General features: G+C 66.6%; 12 protein-coding genes and 2 pseudogenes. 6 read left to right on the top strand and 8 right to left on the bottom strand.

Annotated elements, in window-relative coordinates; all coding sequences use genetic code 11:
* Positions 1–555: 555 nt before the first annotated feature.
* Complete coding sequence (locus AC5P6H_RS18875; protein WP_046429929.1) at positions 556–1,476, bottom strand: LysR family transcriptional regulator; 921 nt, start codon at positions 1,474–1,476, stop codon at positions 556–558.
* A 140-nt stretch (positions 1,477–1,616) separates the two neighbouring features.
* On the opposite strand from AC5P6H_RS18875, the gene AC5P6H_RS18870 reads away from it, so the two are divergent.
* Entirely contained in the window at positions 1,617–2,318 is a 702-nt protein-coding gene (locus AC5P6H_RS18870; RefSeq protein WP_014646736.1) for a pirin family protein, read from the top strand.
* A gap of 115 nt (positions 2,319–2,433) precedes the next feature.
* On the opposite strand, the pseudogene AC5P6H_RS18865 reads toward AC5P6H_RS18870, so the two are convergent.
* A pseudogene (locus AC5P6H_RS18865) lies at positions 2,434–2,676 on the bottom strand (TonB-dependent receptor domain-containing protein); the annotation flags it as partial.
* Between the two features lie 24 nt (positions 2,677–2,700).
* A pseudogene (locus tag AC5P6H_RS18860) lies at positions 2,701–3,395 on the bottom strand (alpha/beta hydrolase).
* A gap of 184 nt (positions 3,396–3,579) precedes the next feature.
* Between AC5P6H_RS18860 and AC5P6H_RS18855 the strand changes: the two are divergent.
* Positions 3,580–4,719 carry an MFS transporter gene (locus AC5P6H_RS18855; protein ID WP_032957729.1) on the top strand — a complete coding sequence of 380 codons (1,140 nt, stop codon included), beginning with the start codon at positions 3,580–3,582 and terminating at the stop codon, positions 4,717–4,719.
* An 82-nt stretch (positions 4,720–4,801) separates the two neighbouring features.
* Here AC5P6H_RS18855 and AC5P6H_RS18850 read toward each other — a convergent pair whose 3' ends face one another.
* A complete protein-coding gene (locus AC5P6H_RS18850) occupies positions 4,802–5,920 on the bottom strand; it encodes an alpha/beta fold hydrolase (RefSeq protein ID WP_014646733.1) in 1,119 nt (372 codons plus the stop codon).
* A gap of 184 nt (positions 5,921–6,104) precedes the next feature.
* Between AC5P6H_RS18850 and AC5P6H_RS18845 the strand changes: the two genes are divergently transcribed.
* From AC5P6H_RS18845 to AC5P6H_RS18830, 4 genes are all read left to right on the top strand, one after another.
* A complete protein-coding gene (locus tag AC5P6H_RS18845) occupies positions 6,105–7,451 on the top strand; it encodes a c-type cytochrome (RefSeq protein ID WP_495202959.1) in 1,347 nt (448 codons plus the stop codon).
* Complete coding sequence (locus tag AC5P6H_RS18840; protein ID WP_014646731.1) at positions 7,448–8,374, top strand: c-type cytochrome; 927 nt, start codon at positions 7,448–7,450, stop codon at positions 8,372–8,374. The genes AC5P6H_RS18845 and AC5P6H_RS18840 overlap by 4 nt, the downstream gene beginning before the upstream one ends.
* Positions 8,375–8,489: 115 nt before the next feature.
* Entirely contained in the window at positions 8,490–10,868 is a 2,379-nt protein-coding gene (locus AC5P6H_RS18835; RefSeq protein WP_495202958.1) for a TonB-dependent receptor domain-containing protein, read from the top strand.
* An 8-nt stretch (positions 10,869–10,876) separates the two neighbouring features.
* Positions 10,877–12,985: a phosphocholine-specific phospholipase C gene (locus tag AC5P6H_RS18830; RefSeq protein WP_069117229.1), complete on the top strand. Its 2,109-nt coding sequence runs from the start codon at positions 10,877–10,879 to the stop codon at positions 12,983–12,985.
* A 109-nt stretch (positions 12,986–13,094) separates the two neighbouring features.
* On the opposite strand, the gene AC5P6H_RS18825 is transcribed toward AC5P6H_RS18830, so the two are convergent.
* From AC5P6H_RS18825 to AC5P6H_RS18810, 4 genes are all read right to left on the bottom strand, one after another.
* Positions 13,095–14,690, bottom strand: coding sequence for an alkaline phosphatase D family protein (locus AC5P6H_RS18825; protein WP_180834888.1), 1,596 nt, complete (start codon positions 14,688–14,690; stop codon positions 13,095–13,097).
* A gap of 10 nt (positions 14,691–14,700) precedes the next feature.
* Complete coding sequence (locus AC5P6H_RS18820) at positions 14,701–17,634, bottom strand: TonB-dependent receptor (RefSeq protein WP_495202957.1); 2,934 nt, start codon at positions 17,632–17,634, stop codon at positions 14,701–14,703.
* Between the two features lie 141 nt (positions 17,635–17,775).
* On the bottom strand, positions 17,776–18,798 hold the full coding sequence (locus AC5P6H_RS18815) for a FecR family protein (protein ID WP_126411923.1): 1,023 nt from the start codon (positions 18,796–18,798) through the stop codon (positions 17,776–17,778).
* A complete protein-coding gene (locus AC5P6H_RS18810; RefSeq protein WP_041863300.1) occupies positions 18,795–19,310 on the bottom strand; it encodes an RNA polymerase sigma factor in 516 nt (171 codons plus the stop codon). The genes AC5P6H_RS18815 and AC5P6H_RS18810 overlap by 4 nt, the downstream gene beginning before the upstream one ends.
* Positions 19,311–19,604: the final 294 nt, after the last annotated feature.

Here is a 19,604-nt window from a genome sequence, read left to right as displayed (position 1 = left end):
CTACATGGCGATCGTCGAGATCCAGGCTTACACGGCGGCCCACGCCGGCTCTCGACACCTACGCTGCCAGATTCCGATCAGATAAGGCTTGGCAGCCGCATCCATGCGGCTGACACCCCGCACTCCGACACCGCCCCACCTTCGACAGGTTCACGCGGCTGTTGGTAGGTGTCGACCTTGGTCGACACATCTGTCAGATATCGAGTGAATTCATCCACGCATGACGTGGATCTACCGTGTCGACCAAGGTCGACACCTACCAGAGCAGTACGCCGTTCCGACAGATCGCGGAAAACTGTCGAAGGCGGGGTGGGTCCGGTTGCGGGAGTGTCCGCGGCATGGATGCCGCGGCCAAGCCCCCATGGGTGAGGGCGCTTTGCTTGCGAAGCACTGCTTCGCAAGCGCCCGAACGCACAGCCGCCAGCGGCTGGGCCGGCCTGGGGGTTTACGGCGTCTCCCGCAGCCGGACCCAACCCACCACCTCACGGAATGCACGCTGTTGCTGTTGCTGTTGCTTTGGCCTCGGCGGGTGCAGGGCGCAGCCCTGCCAAACCCCTACCCCTTGGCCATTGCCTGCCACCACTGCGACAGCAGCTCCGGCCTGCGCAGGCGCTCGCGCCACCACCGCAGTGCCGCGCCGTCCTCGCCGGTGCGCCAGGCCAGCCAGAACGTTTCCTCCGGCTTGTGTTCCTCCACCTCGCGGATCACCAGCTGGCCACGCGCCACTGCAGCGCGCGCGCACGGCTCGGGCAGGAAGCCGAAGCCCACACCTTCGCATTGCAGCTTCAGTTTGCTGGCCATGTCAGGCACGGTCAGCATCTCCTGCCCCATCAACAGGCCCACCGTGCGCGGCAGCAACCGCCGCGCCGAATCAGAAACGGCGATCGCGCAGTGCTCGACCAGCTGCTCGCGACCGAGCACGCCCGGCACCTTGGCCAACGGATGATCCGGTGCGACCGCGAACACGAACTCCACCGTGCCCAGCGGCTCGACCACGTAACCACCGCCACTGGGCCCCTCGCCCGGCGCCCCGACCAGCAGGTCGGCGCGGCGGTCCAGCAGGGCCTCCCAGGTGCCGGACAAGGCCTCGCCGATCAGCCGCAGCCGGGTCGGCGCCTCCGCCTCACGAAACGCGGCGATGTCCGGGCCCAGCAGCCAGGTCGGGAACACCGAGTCCACCGCCAGGGTCAGTTCGGTCTCCCAGCCCGACGCCACCCGGCGCACCCGCAGCTCCAGCTCGCGGGCCGCACGCAGGAGATGCCGACCCTCGTCCAGCAGGGCGCGTCCGGCCTCGGTCGGTTCGGCACGCGGGCCGACCCGGTCGAACAGCTGCACGCCCAGGTCCTCCTCCAGCTTGGCCACAGTGTAGGAAATGGTCGAGGGCACCTTGTGCAGCGCCTTGCCGGCGCCGGCAAAAGAGCCGCGGCGGTCGATGGCATCCAGGATCTGCAGGGCATCGAGGCTGAGCTTGAGCATTCGAATTTTTCGATGATGGCCGTCAAAACTATCCGTTTTTCAAACCCCGGGCGCAAGCAGATACTTCTCTCCAACGGGGAAACACGGCAACTACCGCCTCACCCCGCCCCATCGAAACCATCGAACAAGGAGATTCCATCATGCTGCAGATCCGCAAGAGCGCTACCCGTGGCCTGGCCGAGCATGGCTGGCTGTCCTCGCGCCATACCTTCTCCTTCGCCAACTACTACGACCCCCGCTACGTCAGCTTCGGCCCGCTGCGGGTGATCAACGAAGACAAGGTGATCGGCGGCCAGGGCTTCGGCACCCATAGCCACAGCAACATGGAGATCGTTTCCTATGTGCTGGGCGGCGCGCTGGAGCACAAGGACTCGATGGGCACCGGCTCGGTGCTGCGCTACGGCGACGTGCAGCGCATGAGTGCCGGCAGTGGTGTCAGCCACAGCGAATTCAACCACTCGGCCGACGAGACCGTGCACTTCCTGCAGATCTGGATCTTCCCGGACCGCGAGAACATCACGCCGTCCTACGAGGAGACCCACTTCGCCCCGGAGACCAAGCGCGGCCAGCTGCGCCTGATCGCTTCGCCGGACGGTGCCGACGGTTCGCTGCGCATCCACCAGGATGCCCGCATCTTCGCCACCATCCTCGATGGCGGCCAGAAGCTGCACCACGCGCTCGGCAATGGCCGTGGTGCCTATGTGCAGGTTGCCCGAGGCCAGCTGCAGGTCAATGGCATCACCCTGGAAGCCGGTGATGCACTGCAGGTCAGCGACGAAGCGCAGCTGACCCTGGAAAACGGCAACGACGCCGAAGTGCTGGTGTTCGACCTGCCGCTGTAACCACAACGCCCGCGATGCCGCAAAGCATCGCGGGCGCATTTCCGTAGAGCCGAGCCCACGCTCGGCTGCGGTGTGACAGCCAGCCGAGCGCGGGCTCGGCTCTACAGGACCCGCGTCAGAACCTGTACGTCATCGCCAGCCGCACATTGCGCGGCTCACCCCAGGTGTAGGTGCTGTACCAGCTGAAGATCGTGTAGTAGCGCTTGTCCAGCAGGTTGTTGACGTTGAGCGTGGCCGACAGGCGATCACTGAATTCATAACGCGCCATCGCATCCAGCAACCAATACGGTTGGGTGCGATGTACCACCTTGGCCTGCGTGGCCGGGTTGGTGATCTCGCCGAAGGTGGAATCCTGTCGTGCGGTGCGACGCGCCGCGCGGGCTCAGCCGCCGATGGCGGCGCAGGCCTCCAGGATCAGCGCGGTCACTTCCTTCGGCTGCGAGGCCAGCGAGGCATGGCTGGCATCCAGCTCCAGCAATCGCTTGGGCTGGATGCGCGTGGCCATGGCCTTCTGGTTGTCCGGCGCGATCATGCGGTCTTGGCGGGACAGCTGGTACCAGCTCGGCTTGTGCTTCCAGGCCGGATCGCTGACCGCATCACCGAAGTGCTCGCCAACGGCGCCTTCTGGGTCACCGCCATCACCCGGCCCTCGTCGGCGCTCAGGTCCTGGCAGAAGCTCTCATGGAACCTGTCCGCACGCAGCCACAGGTAGCCATCGCTGTCCGGTGCCAGGTTCGGCGCTGCCTCCGGCAGGTGCTGCTGGGTGATGCCACCGGGGCTCTCGCCGGCATCAGGCGCGAAGGCAGCGATGTAGACCAGGCCCTTCACGTTGGGCTCGCTACCGGCCTGGCTGATCACCGCGCCGCCGTAGGAGTGGCCGACCAGCAGCACCGGCCCGTCGATCTGCCGGATCATTTTCCGGGTGCGTCCTGCGTCGTCGGCCAGCGAGGTAAGCGGCAGTTCCACCGCCTGCACGCGGTCGTGGCCGTTGCGATGCAGTTCCAGGATCACCTTGGCCCAATGTGCGGCCCCGCCCCAGAATCCATGGACAAGGAGGATGGTCGGTGTCGTGCTCATGTACAGGTCTCCGGCAGCGGCCGGCGGGATGCCGACTGTGCAGCCACTGTCCGTGCGTGGCGTTAATCGCTGGTGACGCAATCGGGTCACTGCAATCGTATGCGTCGCTTGATGTCGTGCATGGCACTTGCCGACCTGGCCTGATAACGATTTCATGGAGCTCTCCCGGAGCTTCGCATCGCGCATGACGCCTTCATCCCCACGTGCCCAGCAGCACGCCACCCGTGCCGCCTTCTTCATTCCCGGCTTCGCCACCGCCGCGTGGGCGCCGATGGTGCCCTACGCAAAGGCCAAGGCCGGGCTGTCCGACGCCAGTCTCGGCGCCGTGCTGCTGTGCCTCGGGCTGGGTTCGTTGCTGGCGATGCCACTGGCAGGTGCGCTGACGGGGCGACTGGGATGCCGTCGGGTGATGGTGATCACCTGCGCGATGATGCTGGGCGCCCTGCCCTTGCTGGTGCTGGCACCCTCGCCCGTGGCGCTGGGCGCAGCGCTGTTCGTGTTCGGCGCCGGCGTCGGTGCATTGGATTGCGCGATGAACATGCAGGCCGTGGCGGTCGAGCGCGACGCCGGACGCGCGATGATGTCCGGCTTCCACGCCTTCTACAGCATCGGTGGATTCGTCGGCGCCGGCTGCATGACCGGGCTGCTGATCCTCGGCACGCCGCTGTGGCTGGCCGCGCTGCTTTCGGTGGCCGCGCTGCTGCTGGTTGCCGTGCTGTCGGCACCGCACTGGCGTCCGCAACGGATCCTGCACGAAGGCCCGCTATTGGCGCTGCCGCACGGCGTGGTCCTGTTCATCGGCGTGCTGGCCTTCGTGGTGTTCCTTGCCGAGGGCTCAATGCTGGACTGGAGTGCGGTGTTCCTGGCGGAAGTGCGGCAGGTACCGCGCGACCAGGCCGGGGCCGGCTTTGCGTTGTTCACCCTGGCGATGACCGCGATGCGCCTGTTCGGCGACGGCATCGTCGAGCGCCTCGGCCGGACCCGCACGCTGGTCATCGGCGGCATCACCGCTGCGGCGGGCTTTACCCTGGCCACGCTGGTGCCCTCGTTCCCGGTGGCGTTGGCCGGCTACGTACTGGTCGGGCTGGGCTGCGCCAACATCGTGCCGGCGCTGTTCTCGATGGCGGGCCAGCAGCGGGTGATGCCGGAGAGCATCGCCATCACCGCGGTGACCACACTGGGTTACGCCGGCATCCTCGCCGGTCCGGCAGCGATCGGCGCACTGGCGCATGCCACCAGCCTCGGTTTCGCCTTCCTGTGCGTGGCCGCGCTGCTGCTCGGCGTCGCGGCGTCTGCCCGCGCACTGGCACGACGCGTGGCCTGACAGAAAAAGGGGACGGAGGGGATTAAGTCGTTTCCCGCACACCTGGCCTGGAAACGACTTAATCCCCTCCGTCCCCTTTTTCTCAGCTGCGCGCCAGCCACTCAGCCTGGGCCGGCAGCTGCGGTGCCGGGCACGCGCTCTGCGGATGGTGCTCGTCGCGCGCCATCCAGTCATCGACCACGCCCGCCAGCAGGTCCAGCCGCAGCGGCAGGGTGATGTGGTCCTCGCCGCGCATTTCGATGTAGTGCGCGCGCGGGTTGGCCTGGGCCAGTTCGCGGCCCTGGCTGACCGGAATGTGCTGGTCGCCCTGCCCGTGCAGCAACAGCACGCAGGCGCGGGTATCGGCCAACGCACGCGCGACGTCCACGCGGTCCAGATCGACGTCGATGCGGCGGCTGGCGGCGGCGATCACCTGGTTGATGTCCTGGCCGCCGTAGCGCCAGCGCGCGTACGACGCCACCGCCTGCGCCTTCAGGCCTTCCGGCTGGAGCCCCATCAGGTGCGGGATCATGGTGCGGATCGCCACGCCGGCATTGGCGAACGATTCCATCGCCACCACGCCTTCGACCTGGTCACCCAGCTTGTCGGCGGTGAACACCGCCGTGGCCGCACCATAGGACACACCGAACAGGTACAGGGGCCCGGTCACTTCGCCGCGCGCGCGCAGCTCGCCGATCACATCGACCACGTCATCCGACTCATAGGTGCCATAGCCGGACGGGCCGGTGCCGGACTGGCCGTGGTTGCGCAGGTCGAGCGTGACCACGCGGTAGCCGGATTCGGCCAGCTGCAGCGACCATGGCAGCATCGAATCACCGTTCATCATCCACCCATGCAGCAGCACCACGGTGCCGCGCGGCGCCTGCGCGCGGAACGGCTGCGGCACGGCCAGGCTCAGGCCGGTATCCAGCGGCAGGCCGTTCTCGTGGCGCTGCGGCAGGTAGCGGTAACGCGCGCCGTAGTCGCCCGGATCGAATACGCGCCAGAAGATCGGCACGCCATCGCGGCCCGCCGCGAAGCCATGGCGGTTGGGCAGTTCGGCGATGGCCGCGGCGATGCGCGGACGATCGAGCAGGGTCGACACGCCACCCGGCGCGATCAGCTGATCGGCGAGTGAGGTGGACGAGGCGTTGATCGAGGATGAGCATGCAGCCAGCCACAGGCCGGCGCACGCCAGCAACAACAGCAGCAGGCGCTTCATATCACGTCATAGGGATGAATCAGACAGATTGGGACGGTAACGCCCAATAGACCGGCCATCTATCGCGCACGGATGACGGCTTGATGACAACGCAGGAACGATTCAGTTTGGTGTAAAAGCTGTATCCGTTCAGTCATTGATCCGGATCAATGAACGCGCGCCCGGGAGTGCCCACAGTGCCGCCATGCGCATCTCGTTCAAGCTCGCCATTGCCCTGGCCGCCACGGTGGCCGCCACCTACGGCATCGCCCGCAGCACGCCCTACTGGTTCGCACCGCGACAGACCGCGCAGGTCGACATCCACGATCCGGCGCTGATCGCGCAGGGGCGCTACCTGTCACGTGCCGCCGACTGCGCGGCCTGCCACACCGCGCCGGGCGGCAAGCCGTTCGCCGGTGGCCTGGGCATGCAGACGCCGATGGGCACGATCTATTCGACCAACATCACCCCCGATCCGGACTCCGGCATTGGTGCCTACGACTACGCCGATTTCGAACGCGCGGTCCGCCGCGGCATCCGCCACGACGGCCAGCCGCTGTATCCGGCGATGCCGTATGCCTCGTACGTGATCGCCAGCGATGCCGAGATCAAGGCGCTGTATGCCTATTTCATGGGCTCGGTGCAGCCGGTGAAGCAAAGCAACGCCGACAGCACGATTCCATGGCCGGCCAACATGCGCTGGCCTTTGGCATGGTGGCAGCTGCTGTTCGCGCGCCCGCGCAGCTTCAACCCGGATCCGTCGCTGGATGTGGGCCAGCAGCGTGGCGCTGAGCTGGTTGAGGGCCTGGCCCACTGCGGCGCCTGTCATACACCACGTGGGCTGGCGTTCCAGGAGAAGGCGATGGCCGACGATGGCAGCCGCCAGTTCCTGTCCGGCTCGGTGCTGGAAGGCTGGTATGCGAAGAACCTGCGCAATGAATCGACCGGCCTGGCCAGCTGGAGCGAGGGCGAGATCGTCGACTTCCTGCGCACCGGGCGCACCGATCGATCGGCAGCCTTCGGTGGCATGGCCGACGTGGTCGAGCACAGCACGCAGTACCTGTCCGACGCTGACCTGCTGGCCATGGCGCGCTACCTGAAGCAGCTGCCGGCGCGTGAGGGACGCAGTGCGCAGTGGTCGCCTGGTACCGACACCACCACCGCCGCGCTGCGTAGTGGCGACTATCGCGTGGCCGGTTCGCTGGCCTATGCCGAGCACTGCCAGGCCTGCCACCGTGCCGACGGGCGCGGCATGCCACGCGTCTATCCTGCCCTGGCAGGCAACTCGATCGTGTTCGCCGACGATCCCAGTTCGCTGGTGCAGGTGACCCTGATCGGGGGTCGCACCCCGCACACCCCGCACGACCGCATGGCCTTCACCATGCCCGGCTTCGAGCAGCTGCCGAACGCGCAGCTGGCACAGATCCTGACCTTCATCCGCAGCAGCTGGGGCAACCAGGCCAGCGCGGTGAGCGAGGTCGAGGTGGCACGCATGCGCCGGGTGGTGCGTGACAAGCCGGTGCACTTCGTTCCGCAGGAGGCCGCACGATGAAGCGTTCGCGCAAACGTTCCCGCCTGCTGCTCGGTAGTGCGATCACCGTGGTGCTGCTGGCCGGTGCGGGCACCCTCGCCTATCGTCACCTGCACCCGGGCCTGGATGCCGCCGTAGCCAGTACGATCGATATCCTCGATGCACAGGGCAAGGTGGTCGCCCACTACCACGCGCCCAGTGCCGAGGAGATCGCCGGACTGGGCAATGCCGAATCGGTGATGCTCGGCCGGCGCATCCTCAACGAGACCGCGCGCCTGCTTCCGGACAACGTCGGCAACGATCTGAACTGCAATTCGTGCCACATGGCCGAGGGCAAGCGACCGTTCGGCAACCACTACTTCAATACCGGCGGCGGTGCCTATCCGCGCTACATGCCGCGCCCGGGCAAGGTGATCGGGCTGACCGAGCGCATCAATGGCTGCCTGCAGCGCTCGATGAACGGCAAGCCGCTGCCGAAGGACGCACCGCAGATGCGCGCGATGCTCGACTACATGGCGTGGCTGAGCAGCCCGGTGCCAGAGGGTGCAAAAGTGGCCGCGCCCAGTGAGGGCCCCATCGACAGCACGCTGACTCCGGACCCGGTCCGCGGCCAGGCGCTGTATGCCGTGCAGTGCGCCGCCTGCCATGGCGACAACGGCGAAGGCCGACGCGATGCCAGCGGTGACATCGCCTTCCCGCCGCTGTGGGGCGACCACAGCTTCAACATCGGTGCCGGCATGGCGCGCCTGTACAAGGCGGCCGGTTTCATCAAGCACAACATGCCACCGGCAGTGACCCGCGCACCGCCGCTGGGGCAGCAGGTGATGCCGGACCAGGATGCGGTGGACATCGCCGGCTATTTCATCAACCAGCCGCGGCCGGACTTCGCCAACAAGGGCAAGGACTGGCCGCGTGACCCGAAGCCCAAGGACGCACGGTACTGAAGCAGGCGGCGGGTGCCGGCCGTCGCAGAACACGATTCCTGCATCGCCACGTCATGCCGATGTCATTGGCGCTGCCGACACTCCGGGGCTTCCCTGCTCTGAAGGTCCGGTCTCGATGCGAACGTCTGCGCGCTTTCCCCGTGTCTCGCTGCTTGCCCTGCTGATCGCTCCCGCACTGGACGCCCTGGCCGAAGCACCGCAGGGCGATGCCGCTGAAGCGCGCAGCAGTGAGGCCCGCACCCTCGACCAGGTGCAGGTGATCGGCCAGGCCACCAGCTATGCCAAGACTTCCGTGCGTGCGGAAACGCTGAACCGGCAGACCGTGATGAGCAGCGTCAACGACGCGCTCAACGAAGTGCCCGGCGTGGTGGTCAGCGAGGCCGATGCCACCGGCTCGTCGGTGTGGGGCACGCAGATCAGCATGCGTGGCTTCGTCACCAACCGTGATACCCAGCAGATCGGCACCACTATCGACGGCCTGCCCAATGGTGGCTCGGGTTACGGCGGCGGCTCGCTGGCCAACCGCTACATCGACACCCTCGACCTGGAAACGGTGGAAGTCAGCCAGGGCACTGCCGATATCTCCTCGCGCTCGAACGAGGCCCTGGGCGGCACGCTCAACTTCCTCACCAGCGATCCGCTGCAGGACAGCCGCCTGCGCTTCGTGGTCGGCGCCGGTGACAACGAGGCACGCAAGTACTACGTGCGCTACGACACCGGCCTGCTCGGCGGCCACACCCGCGCCTGGGTCAGTGCCTCGTCGGCGCGCGTGCATGACTGGATCGATGGCAGCGGCAAGACCAGCAATGACCACATCGCCGGCAAGTTCATCACCGAACTGGATCGCTGGACCCTGACCGGCTACCTGTCCTACAACGATGCGGACGAGCCGGAGTACACCAGCGTCTCACCGAAGGGCTTCGCGACCAATCCGGATCGCGACAACCTGGTCGGTACCCTCACCGGCATTCCCTACCTGGACCAGAACTACCGTTCCGGCTCGCGTGCGCTGCGCGAGAACACCTTCGGCTACCTGCGCGCGGCCTTCGACGGTGGCAACGGCTTCAAGGCCTCGGTGGCCGCCTACGGGCACCGCATGCAAGGCCGCGGCGACTGGCTGCCACCGTATCTGGCGCAGGTCAGCGATGACGGAGCCGGTCGCCCGGAGTCGGAATACCTCGGTGGCAAGACCGTGTACGGCGGCAGCAACCGTGGCCAGATTTTCTTCGTCAATCCCGATGGCAGTGCAGCGCAGCGCCTGGCCAGCTGCAGCCCGCGCCTGGGCTTCACCGCCGAGTACGATCCGAACTGCTACGCCGGCAACGTGCTGGGCGCGCAGTCGTATCGCCACACCCACTACGACAACGACCGCATGGGCGCTACCGCCGACGTCGAATGGCGCCAGACTTTCGGCGCAGTCGACAACACGATCCGCGGCGGCCTGTGGGTGGAGAAGCTGGACCGTTCGGCACGCCGCGACTGGCATCGCCTGCTCAACGTCGGCCAGGACATCGCCTTCGACCACCAGCCGTACTGGGTACAGTTCGAGGACAAGTACAAGGTCGACGAACAGATGTACTACGTCGAGGACGTGGCCCGCTTCGGCCCGTTCAGCGCGCGCCTCGGCGTGAAGCAGTTCTTCGTGGACCAGTCGCGCCGCCGCGTGATCGGTGCCAGCGAGCACGTCACATCCGACTCCAGGTCCGATCCGCTGCTGTCCACCGGCTTGACCTGGGCGCCCGGCGTGGAAGGCATGGAGCTGTTCGCGGGCTTCTCGCAGAACTTCGCCGCCATCCCCTCCGGCGTGCTCGGCGAGACCGACCCGCAGCGCTTCCGCAACGTCGAGCCGGAGACCGCCGACAACATTGAAATGGGCATGCGCATCAGCCGCTGGCCCCTGACCGCCTCGGTCACGCTGTACAACATCAAGTTCGACAACCGCATCGTCTACCTGCCGGCCGGCTTCGTCAGCGGCATCGACTACCTGGGCGAGACCGACGGCGTCTACGAGAACTTCGGCGGCGTGGAAAGCAACGGCCTGGAAGCGGCGTTCGGCTATGGCTGGGACAACGGCTGGCGCCTCAACGCCGCCTATACCTACAACCGCTCCAAGTACCTGGGCAGTGGCGATGCCGCGCGTGATACCCAGCTGGGCATCGTCGACGGCGCCAAGGTGATCGGCCAACCCGAACAGACCCTCGTACTCTCGGCGGACTGGCAGGGCGAGAACTGGAACTTCGGCCTGTCCGGCCGTTACCTGGGCACCCGCTACCTCGACGCCGCCAACGTCAACAAGCTGCCCTCGGCCACCGTGTTCAACGCGAACATCGGCTTCGACCTGCAGGGCCTGTCGCCGCGCCTGAAGGGCATGGGTGCCAACCTGGTGGTGAGCAACCTCACCGACAAGCGGTATCTTGCGGGGGTGGACGGCCGCGACAACGCCTTCATCGGCGCTCCGCGCACCGTCGGCATCTCCTTCCGTGTGGACCTGTGAGTGAGCCCGTGACCGATATCGGCCGACGCCGGTTGTTGCAGGCCGGCGTTGCCGCCGGCCTTTCCCCGCTGCTGCCCAGCATCGCCCGGGCCGCCGCGATCGCCCCCGCCGCGCAAACCCGCAGCCTGGAAGACCTGCAGCACATCGTGGTGTTCATGCAGGAGAACCGTTCGTTCGACCACTACTTCGGCACGCTGCCGGGCGTGCGGGGTTTCGGCGATCGCTTCGTCGCTCCGGCGCAGGCACTGCAGGCCGGCGCCCGCGCGCGCAGCCTGTGGCTGCAGCCCGATGCCAGCGGCAAGCGCGCGATCGCGCCGTTCCCGCTGGATACCGCCGCGCACTTCGGCTACATGCGCGTGGAAGGCACGCCGCACACCTGGCCGGATGCACAGCGGGCCTGGGACCACGGACGCATGGGGCAATGGCCGAAAGCCAAGCAGAACCACTCGATGGGCTACTTCCAGCGCAGCGACCTGCCCTTCCAGTTCGCCCTGGCCGATGCCTTCACCATCTGCGACGCCTACCACTGCGCGATGCAGGCCGGAACCAACCCGAACCGGGTGTTCCTGTGGACCGGCCACAACGATGCTGCCGCCCGCGCCGGCGGCCCGGTGATCGCCAACTCGCACGACAACTTCCCCGAGCACGGCGGGCATCCTGCGTCGTACCGCTGGGCCAGCTATGTCGAACGCCTGCAGAAGGCGGGGGTATCCTGGCAGATCTACCAGGACATGGCCGACAACTTCACCGACAACCCGCTGGCCGGCTTCGAGGCGTTCCGCCAGGCCTACCGCGCTGCGCCGGGGCATGACCCGCAGCTGCGCGCACGCGGGGTCAGCACGCGTGGCCTGGCGCAGCTGCGCCAGGACGTCATCGACGGACGCCTGCCGCAGGTCAGCTTCATCATCGCCGACGCGGCCGGCAGCGAGCATCCCGGCCCCTCCAGCCCGGCCCAGGGCGCGGCCTATACCGCACGCGTGCTGGATGCACTGACCGCCGATCCGCAGGTGTGGAGCCGCACCGCCCTGCTGCTGATGTTCGACGAGAACGACGGTTTCTTCGACCACATGCCACCACCGGCACCGCCTTCGCCGGTGGACGGTGGCTGGGCGGGTGCGTCCTCGGTCAGCACTGAAGGCGAGTACCACCGCCATCCGGCACCGGGAGATGAGAAGTACGACTTCGCCGAACTGCGCGGCCGCCCGTATGGGCTGGGCCCGCGCGTGCCGCTGTACGTGATCTCGCCCTGGAGCCGCGGTGGCTGGGTCGATTCGCAGGTGTACGACCACACCTCGGTCATTCGACTGATCGAACGCCGCTTTGGTGTGTCCGCGCCGGACATCTCGCCGTGGCGCCGCGCGGTCTGCGGCGACCTCAGCACTGCGTTCGACTTTGCCCAGCGCGATACCCGCCCGTTCGTCCGCGGCCTGCCCGACGTGAGCGCGGTGGCCGCACGCGCCGCTGCTTTGCCGGGGCGCACCGTGCCCGCGCTGCCAGAGGGGCTGAAGCCAGCGAAACAGGAAAGCGGTGTACGCCCGGCGCGTGCCCTTCCCTATCGACCGCAGGCATCGATTGCTGCGGTCGACGTCGCGGGCGTTGACCTGGCGTTGTCCTGCGAGGGCGCAGCGGCAGTGCTGCATGTCTACGATCGGCTGCGGCTGGAGGCGGTGCCGCGCCGTTACACGCTGCTGCCGGGCATGCCGCTGCGCGAGCGTTGGCCGCTGGACGCCCAGGGCCGCTATGACCTGTGGCTGCTCGGTCCGAACGGCTTCCACCGCCACTTCCAGGGTGCGGCCAAGGCTCCTGCCGTGCAGGCTTCAATCGATCGCGCGGATGGCCAGCTGCGGCTGCACCTGCGCAATCTGGGTGACAGTGCACAGCAGGTGCGCGTGCATGGCGGCGCCTATGCAGGACACATGCCCGAACAGACATTGGCGCTGCCCGCACATGCGCAGACTTCATTGGCGTGGGATGCAACGCCTACCGCCGGCTGGTATGACCTGCGCATCAGCGCGGGTGGGAGTGTGCTGCGTTTGGCCGGCCGCGCCGAGGATGGTCGCCCCGGCACCAGTGACCCGGCGATGGGCACCGAACCGCTGCGGTTCGAGCACGATTGAAGAATCCCTGTAGAGCCGAGCCCATGCTCGGCTGCTTTCGCCCAGGTCGCATTGCCCCGAAAAAATGCAGCCGAGCGTGGGCTCGGCTCTACAGCGCAGACCGATAGACTCAGGCCTCCTGCAACCCCGGCCGGCCATGCTCCACCGCATAGCGCTTCCAGCTCTGCAGCGCGCCATTGGGCTGCATCACGGTATCCAGCGTCTTCATGTCGCCGATCCACGCATCGCGGGTGACATCACACAGCACATAGCCACGCTTGTCGGTGGTCGCCTTCAGATTGGGGCTGTGCGCAAGCTGGTTGCGGGCGTAAGCGTCCACGCCCTGGCCATCGGCCCCCGAAGTGATCGAAGTGGCAAGGAACTCGCTGGAGACCACGCCCGAATCACGATGGTCCTGCACCAGGTCGCTGGCGTAATGCCGGTGCGCGTCGCCACAGGCGGTCACCACGTTGCCGAAGCCGACCTTCTGGATGTGGTCGAGCAGGCGCCGACGGCTGTCCAGGTAACCCGACCATTGGTCATCGGACGACTGCACCACGCCGTCCTTCTCGCGCATGTAGTTGCCCAGCGCTACCTGGTGGGCGATGGTGTGCCAACGCGGTGCGGCATCGGCCAGGCCATCGAACAGCCAGCGCTCCTGCTTCGCACCGACGATGCTGCGCTCCGGCGATTCCACGTCCTCACGCAGCGCCATGTTCACCTGCTTGCTGCGGTACTGGCGTGTGTCGAGCAGGTGCAGGTCCATCAGCGTTCCGTAGCGTGCGCGCCGGTACAGCTGCATGTGGCCATCGCGCGGGAATGCCGAACGGCGCAGCGGCATGTTCTCGTAGTAGGCCTGGAACGCCTGTGCGCGCCGCAGCAGGAACACTTCGCTGGGCGTATCGTCCTGGTCTTCGGCGCCGGCCCAGTTGTTGTCCACTTCATGGTCATCGAAAGTGACGAACCACGGTGCCGACGCATGCGCGGCCTGCAGGTCGGCATCGCTCTTGTACTGGGCATAGCGGCGGCGGTAATCATCCAGCGTGTAGGTCTGCGGGCCGACGTGGTTGCGCAGGTTGGTGAACGGCTGGCCGTTCATCTTCCGCAGGCCAGGCTGGCTTTCACCTTCGTAGATGTAATCACCGTAGTGGAAGACGAAATCCAGCGGTTCCTCGGCGATGCGCCGCCACGCGGTGTAGTGGCCTTCTTCGTAGTGCTGGCAGCCGGCCACCACAAAGCGCACGCGATCCACCGCTGCCGCGGCTGCCGGCAGCGTGCGGGTACAACCGACTGCACTGGCGTGACCACCCACGGTAAAGCGGTACCAGTAGGGCCGTCCGGGCGCCAATCCTTCCAGTTCCACGTGCACCGCGTGGCCGAGTTCGGGATGCGCGAGCGCCGAACCCTGGCGTACCACCTTGCGCATGCCTTCGTCCGCTGCCAGCTGCCATTCGACCACCATCGGCCGGGTCGGCATGCCACCGCCGAACACCAGCGGCTCCGTCGCCAGCCGCGTCCACAGCACCATGCCGTCGGCCGTGGGATCACCCGAGGCCACGCCCAGGGTGAAGGGCGTGCTGGCAAAGCGCGGCTTGGCCAGCAGGTTGCGCGGGTTCAGCGTGGTGGCATCGGCCTGCGCGGCCAGCGCGCGTGCCGTGCCCATCCAGGCGCCGGCAGCGGACAGACCGGCCAGGGCCAGGAATCGCCTGCGATTGATCGTCTCCACGGCTGTGCCCTCAGTTGTAGATGATGTGGAAGTAGAAGAAGCGGCCGTAGTCGTCGATCTCGGTACGGAAGCGCCCGTTCGGGCCGGTGCTGTAGGTCGGCTGGGTGTTGAACAGGTTCTTGGCTTCGTACTTCAGCGTCACGTGCCTGCTGACTTTGTGGCTGAAGGCCATGTTGAAGGTCATGTACGGGTCGTAGTACGAATCCAGCCACTGGGTGTCGCCGAAGTCGACCAGCATCCGGCTGCGGTAGGTTCCGGACAGGCGCAGTTGCGAGTTCTTCCACGGCATGCGCCAGATCACCGAACCATTGAGCGACCAGTCCGGCTGGTACAGCAGCCGGTCCAGGCGTCGCTCGGTGCCATCGGTGATGCGGTAGTTGGTCCTGCCTTCCAGCCGCGTGGCGTTGAAGTACATGTCGAAGCGCTGGCGGCCCCATTGCAGGTTGCGGTTGGCCACCACGAACTCGACGCCGCGCAGCCTGGACTCATCGGTGTTCATCGGTTGGGTCACCCGGTAACGGGTATCGCCCACGTTCTCGAAGGTGGTCAGGGTGTAGATGTCGTCCTTGACTACCTTGTCGAACAACGCCACCGAGACCAGGCCGTTGTTGCCGTTGAAGTACAGGTCCCATGCAAGGTCGATGTTGGTGGAACGGCGCGGCTGCAGGTTCGCATTGCCCTGCTTGATGGTGCAGAAGCCCCTGCCCTCCTCGTCATCGCCACAGCTGGTGCTGGTGGCCTGGGCAATGTTGCTCGGCGTCGGCCGGCCCAGCGTGCGGCTGGCGGAGAAGCGCAGGCGCTGGTCCTCGCTCAGCTTGAACGTCGCATTCAACGAGGGCAACAGGTTGTTGTAGCCACCGCTCGTGTTGCGGAAGGCGGAGGTATAGGTGGTGCCGCCATCATTACTGAACGGGCTGTAGGCATCGAAGCGGGTGTGGTCATAGCGCAGGCCACCGATCAGCAGCAGCCGGTCCCAGGCGTAGTGCGCGGACACGTACGCATTGGTGATGTCCTCCACGTACCTGTAGTCACTGGTGAAGTTGGCATTCGGATACGCCGCATTGTTGTTGCCCAGTTTCGGTAGCAGTTCCTCGTTCCACTTGCGGTTGTCAATCAGCGGGAAGCCCGGCACGCTGCCCAGCAGCGTCGATCCCGGATACAGGTAATCGTTGAGCGTGGCGTTGCTCCTGAAGTAGTCGAAGTCGATGTCCTGCCAGATCTTCAGGTGGCGGTATTCGGCGCCGGTGGCCAGGCCGAAGCCACGCGCATCGGCGTCGATGTTGTAGCTGAAGTCGGCGCGCAGGTTGTCGATGCTCTCCTTGGCATCGCGCGGGGAGACATAGGCCTGCGCCGGATTGAGCTTGAACGCCGAGCTGGTCAACAGGCTGGAATCGGACACCGCTACCGCGTTGGGGAAACCGTGGCTGTCGTTCTCGTAGTCGACGAACAGGCTGCTTGGGTAGGCGCGCACACCCCAGTAGACCTGGTTGTTGTGGAAAGTCTCTTCGGTATGGCCGCCACGCAGGCTCAGCCGCGAACGGTCGCCGATGTCCCAGTTGAAGCTGGCGATGGCGCCACGGTTGCTGCGGTCCCAGCGGTCGTGGCGGTTCTTGATGTAGATGCTGTTGATCTGGGTGGTGCCGCTGTCCTCGGTCTGGTTGCGGATCGGAAACTTGGCGTTGCCGTACAGATCGGTCTTGTTCATCGTCGAGTTCTCGTAGAACCGGTACGAGTACAGCAGCAGCGATGCGTAGAACGGATCGTCCGACGGCTTCCATTCCAGCTTGGCCGAGCCGCCGAAGTTGGTGATGAAGTTGGTGTAGGTGCCGGTGCTGAAATTGCCGGGCGCACGCAGCCCGTTCCAACCCTTGGCCTCATCCGGCCCGGTGGTGCCGTCGGTGAGGTACTTGCCGGCGTCGTTGTAGTAGTAGTTCGACTCCACCCAGCGCTTGACGCTGTTGCGCGAACGCTGCTCATAGCGTGCCACCGCAACGATGCCGAACTCCTGCCCGGCGCCGAACTGGTTGGAGAACACCATCTTGGCGCTCTTGCCGAAGTGGCCCAGGGTTTCGTGGTTGCCGCCAGCGCTGCGCTCGACGTTGGTCTCGGCCGTGGAATAGATACCTGCCACGTCGGCAAACACGTACTTGCCGGACCGGTCGAAGGCACTGCGGCTGATGATGTCGATCACGCCGCCGATCGCATCCGGTGCCTGCTCCGCACTGAAGCTCTTGTAGATGTCGGTACGGGTGCCGATGTCGCTGGGAATCAGCTGCAGGTTGTTCATGCGTTCGCCGGAGCCACTGCCACCCACGCTGGCAATCGCGATGCCATCGATGGTGGTGTAGTTGAGATTGGCCTGTACGCCGCGCACCGTCACGTAACGTGGCTCGCCGGCATCCTCCACCGCACTCAGGCCTGGAGCGGCCATCAGGCTCTCGGCCAGGGTCTCGTCGCCGTAGCTGTCCATTTCGTCGTAGACCACCGAATCCTTGATCACCGGTGAGGTCTTCTTCTGGTCGATCACCTCGTGCGCGGCAATCACCTTCACCGTGTCCAGGGTCGGCGCCACCACCGCCTCGGCCTCGCGCGGCTTCGGTGCTCCGGGGTTCGGCGCGTTGCGTACCGGTGCCGGATCGATGGCGATGACATTGCCATCCACCACGGTGTAGCCCAGACCGGTACCGGCCAGCAGTGCATCCAGCGCCTGCCTGACGGTGGCACCGCGCGGCACCGCACCGGCCATGCGGGCATCGCCATCGGCCGAGTACAGGAACTGCACCCCGGAACTGCGTGACAACTGCTCCAGTGCACGCGCCAACGGCTGTGCCGCGATCGGCGTGGACACACGCGCCTCCAGGCCATCGGCGGCGGCGGCGAAGGCCAATGGCATGCTGCCGGTAGACAGGGCGAGGATGATCGACAGGTAGAGCGTGTTGCGCATCACGGGTCCTTGGAAGAGAGAAGGCAGCAGGCGCCGCTGCGCGGATCGGCAGCGGCTTCTCCCAAGTAAGAGCCCGCATCCACCAAAGTGGAGAACGCGGATTCAATGAATTTTTTCTGACAGTCCACGGCCACCTCGGCCTCAGCGGCTGCCAACCCGCACTGTGTCGCCCTCGCGGCTCACCACGAAGCGCGGGTCACGTTCGAGGAAGGCCTGCAGCGCACCGATGCGATGCGCATCGAGGCTGCCGGACAACCGTGCCGATGCCGCGCCCTCGTCCAGCACGCGCACCTGCACCTGGTTGTGCCGGTTGAAGGCAGCAGCCACTTCGTCCAAGCGTTCGTCAAGGAAGGACACTTTGCGCTGCTGCCAGTCCAGCAGCATCGACAGTGGCATGTCCAAGGACTCCACCGCATGGCTGCGCGCGTCGACCTGCACCACCCGGCCCTGCCCCAACTGGGCCAGGCGGCGGGCACCCGCGCCCTGGCTCCAGACCTCGACCTCGCCGGAAACCACACCGATGCGCGTGCTCTGCAGCCGTCGCGACACGTCGAAGACTGTGCCGATGTCCCGGATCTCCAGGCCGTTCACCTGCACCTGGAACGGGCGGCGGTCGCGTGCGATGTCGAACGTCGCCTCGCCCTGCAGCAGTTCCGCCTTGCGACTGAACCAGCCCATGCGTACCCGCAGGCGGCTGTCCGCGTTGAGCCGCACCTGTGTCCGGTCAGGCAGCACCAGGTCACGCAGTTCACCATGGTCGGCGCTGTACAGCTGTTCGGTGGGCATCAGCTGGGGAACCAGGCCCACGCCGAGCAGGGCGATGCAGGCTGCGGCAGCCATCACCCACCCGCGCGTGCAGCGGCGCAGCGGCGCGGCGTGCGGCGCGGCGGGGGCACTATCGAACAGAGGCACCACTTTGGCGGCCGCCTGCCGTGGCGGCGCCGGCGCCTCTTCCGGCAACGGCGATTGCAGTGCCTCGCCGACCTGCCGGTGCAGCGCGAGGGCGTGCATATAGGCGCGCACGTGCTCGGGCGAGCGCTTCATCCAGTCCAGGAACGCAACCCGCTCGGCCTCGTCCAGCACTCCCTCGCGATTGCGCAGGAACCAGTCCATTGCCTCGCAGGCGAGCGTGTCGTCGGCCATGGGCGATGCGTTTCGGTTCATGCGTGCTCCCTGGCGCCCAGCGCCTTCCTGCAGGCCTCCAGACCCTTGCCGATGTGCTTGCGCACCATGTGCACCGACACCTGCAACTGCTGGCTGACTGCCGGGCAGTCCAGCCCGTCGCGGTAATGCAGCTCCATCACCCGTCGCGTGGTCGCCGGCAGACGTGCGATGGTGCTGCGGATATCGTTCCAGCGCTGCGCGCGCTCGAACTCGCCCTCGATGTCTTCTTCGCTTTTCAGCACTTCGGCCAGCTGATCCACGTCTTCCAGCGGCGGCAGCGACAAACGCGCGCGCGCGTGCTCGCGTGCCAGGTTGGCCGCGACCGTGAACAGGTAGGCCTCCGGGTTCTCGATCGCTGCGGCATTCTCGCCGGTGGCCCGCAGCAGCCGCAGGTACACCTCCTGCGCCAGGTCCTCGGCGTCTTCGCTGGCAGAACCGCGACGCAGGAAGAAGCCACGCAGCAGCCGTCGGCGCAGCGCGTAGCTCTTCTCCCAGATCCTCACGCTGTTCACGGCCGGCCAACACCCCGAGGCTGGAAAGCCCCGCAGGGTGACGACCATCGATGACAGTGGCGTTGCAGCAGGCGGCCATGCCAGGCACTCTCCGCCCGGCACATTCGCCCATGATATGGCGCACCGTGCCAACCCTTGCTTGCCAGAGACCCAAGCCGGGCCCGCCTATCGAAGCCGCGGGGCCAGGCCTACGCTTGCCTCCCCGGTGGCCGCCACGGTCGCCCTTCGCGTCACGGCCCCGCCATTGCGACCCCGCTCCAGTGCTGTGCGCCCTGCCGGTGTTGTCGCCCAGGC

This window comes from Stenotrophomonas sp. YJH_SMC_110 (assembly GCF_059369255.1).
This window is presented reverse-complemented; position numbering and strand designations above follow the sequence as displayed.

Excerpts from the sequence above, each read along its gene's own strand:
- AC5P6H_RS18855 (WP_032957729.1), top strand. The coding sequence starts at position 3,580 with ATGACGCCTTCATCCCCACGTGCCCAGCAGCACGCCACCCGTGCCGCC.
- AC5P6H_RS18850 (WP_014646733.1), bottom strand. The coding sequence starts at position 5,920 with ATGAAGCGCCTGCTGCTGTTGTTGCTGGCGTGCGCCGGCCTGTGGCTG.
- AC5P6H_RS18875 (WP_046429929.1), bottom strand. The coding sequence starts at position 1,476 with ATGCTCAAGCTCAGCCTCGATGCCCTGCAGATCCTGGATGCCATCGAC.
- AC5P6H_RS18840 (WP_014646731.1), top strand. The coding sequence starts at position 7,448 with ATGAAGCGTTCGCGCAAACGTTCCCGCCTGCTGCTCGGTAGTGCGATC.
- AC5P6H_RS18815 (WP_126411923.1), bottom strand. The coding sequence starts at position 18,798 with ATGAACCGAAACGCATCGCCCATGGCCGACGACACGCTCGCCTGCGAG.
- AC5P6H_RS18835 (WP_495202958.1), top strand. The coding sequence starts at position 8,490 with ATGCGAACGTCTGCGCGCTTTCCCCGTGTCTCGCTGCTTGCCCTGCTG.
- AC5P6H_RS18870 (WP_014646736.1), top strand. The coding sequence starts at position 1,617 with ATGCTGCAGATCCGCAAGAGCGCTACCCGTGGCCTGGCCGAGCATGGC.
- AC5P6H_RS18820 (WP_495202957.1), bottom strand. The coding sequence starts at position 17,634 with ATGCGCAACACGCTCTACCTGTCGATCATCCTCGCCCTGTCTACCGGC.
- AC5P6H_RS18845 (WP_495202959.1), top strand. The coding sequence starts at position 6,105 with ATGCGCATCTCGTTCAAGCTCGCCATTGCCCTGGCCGCCACGGTGGCC.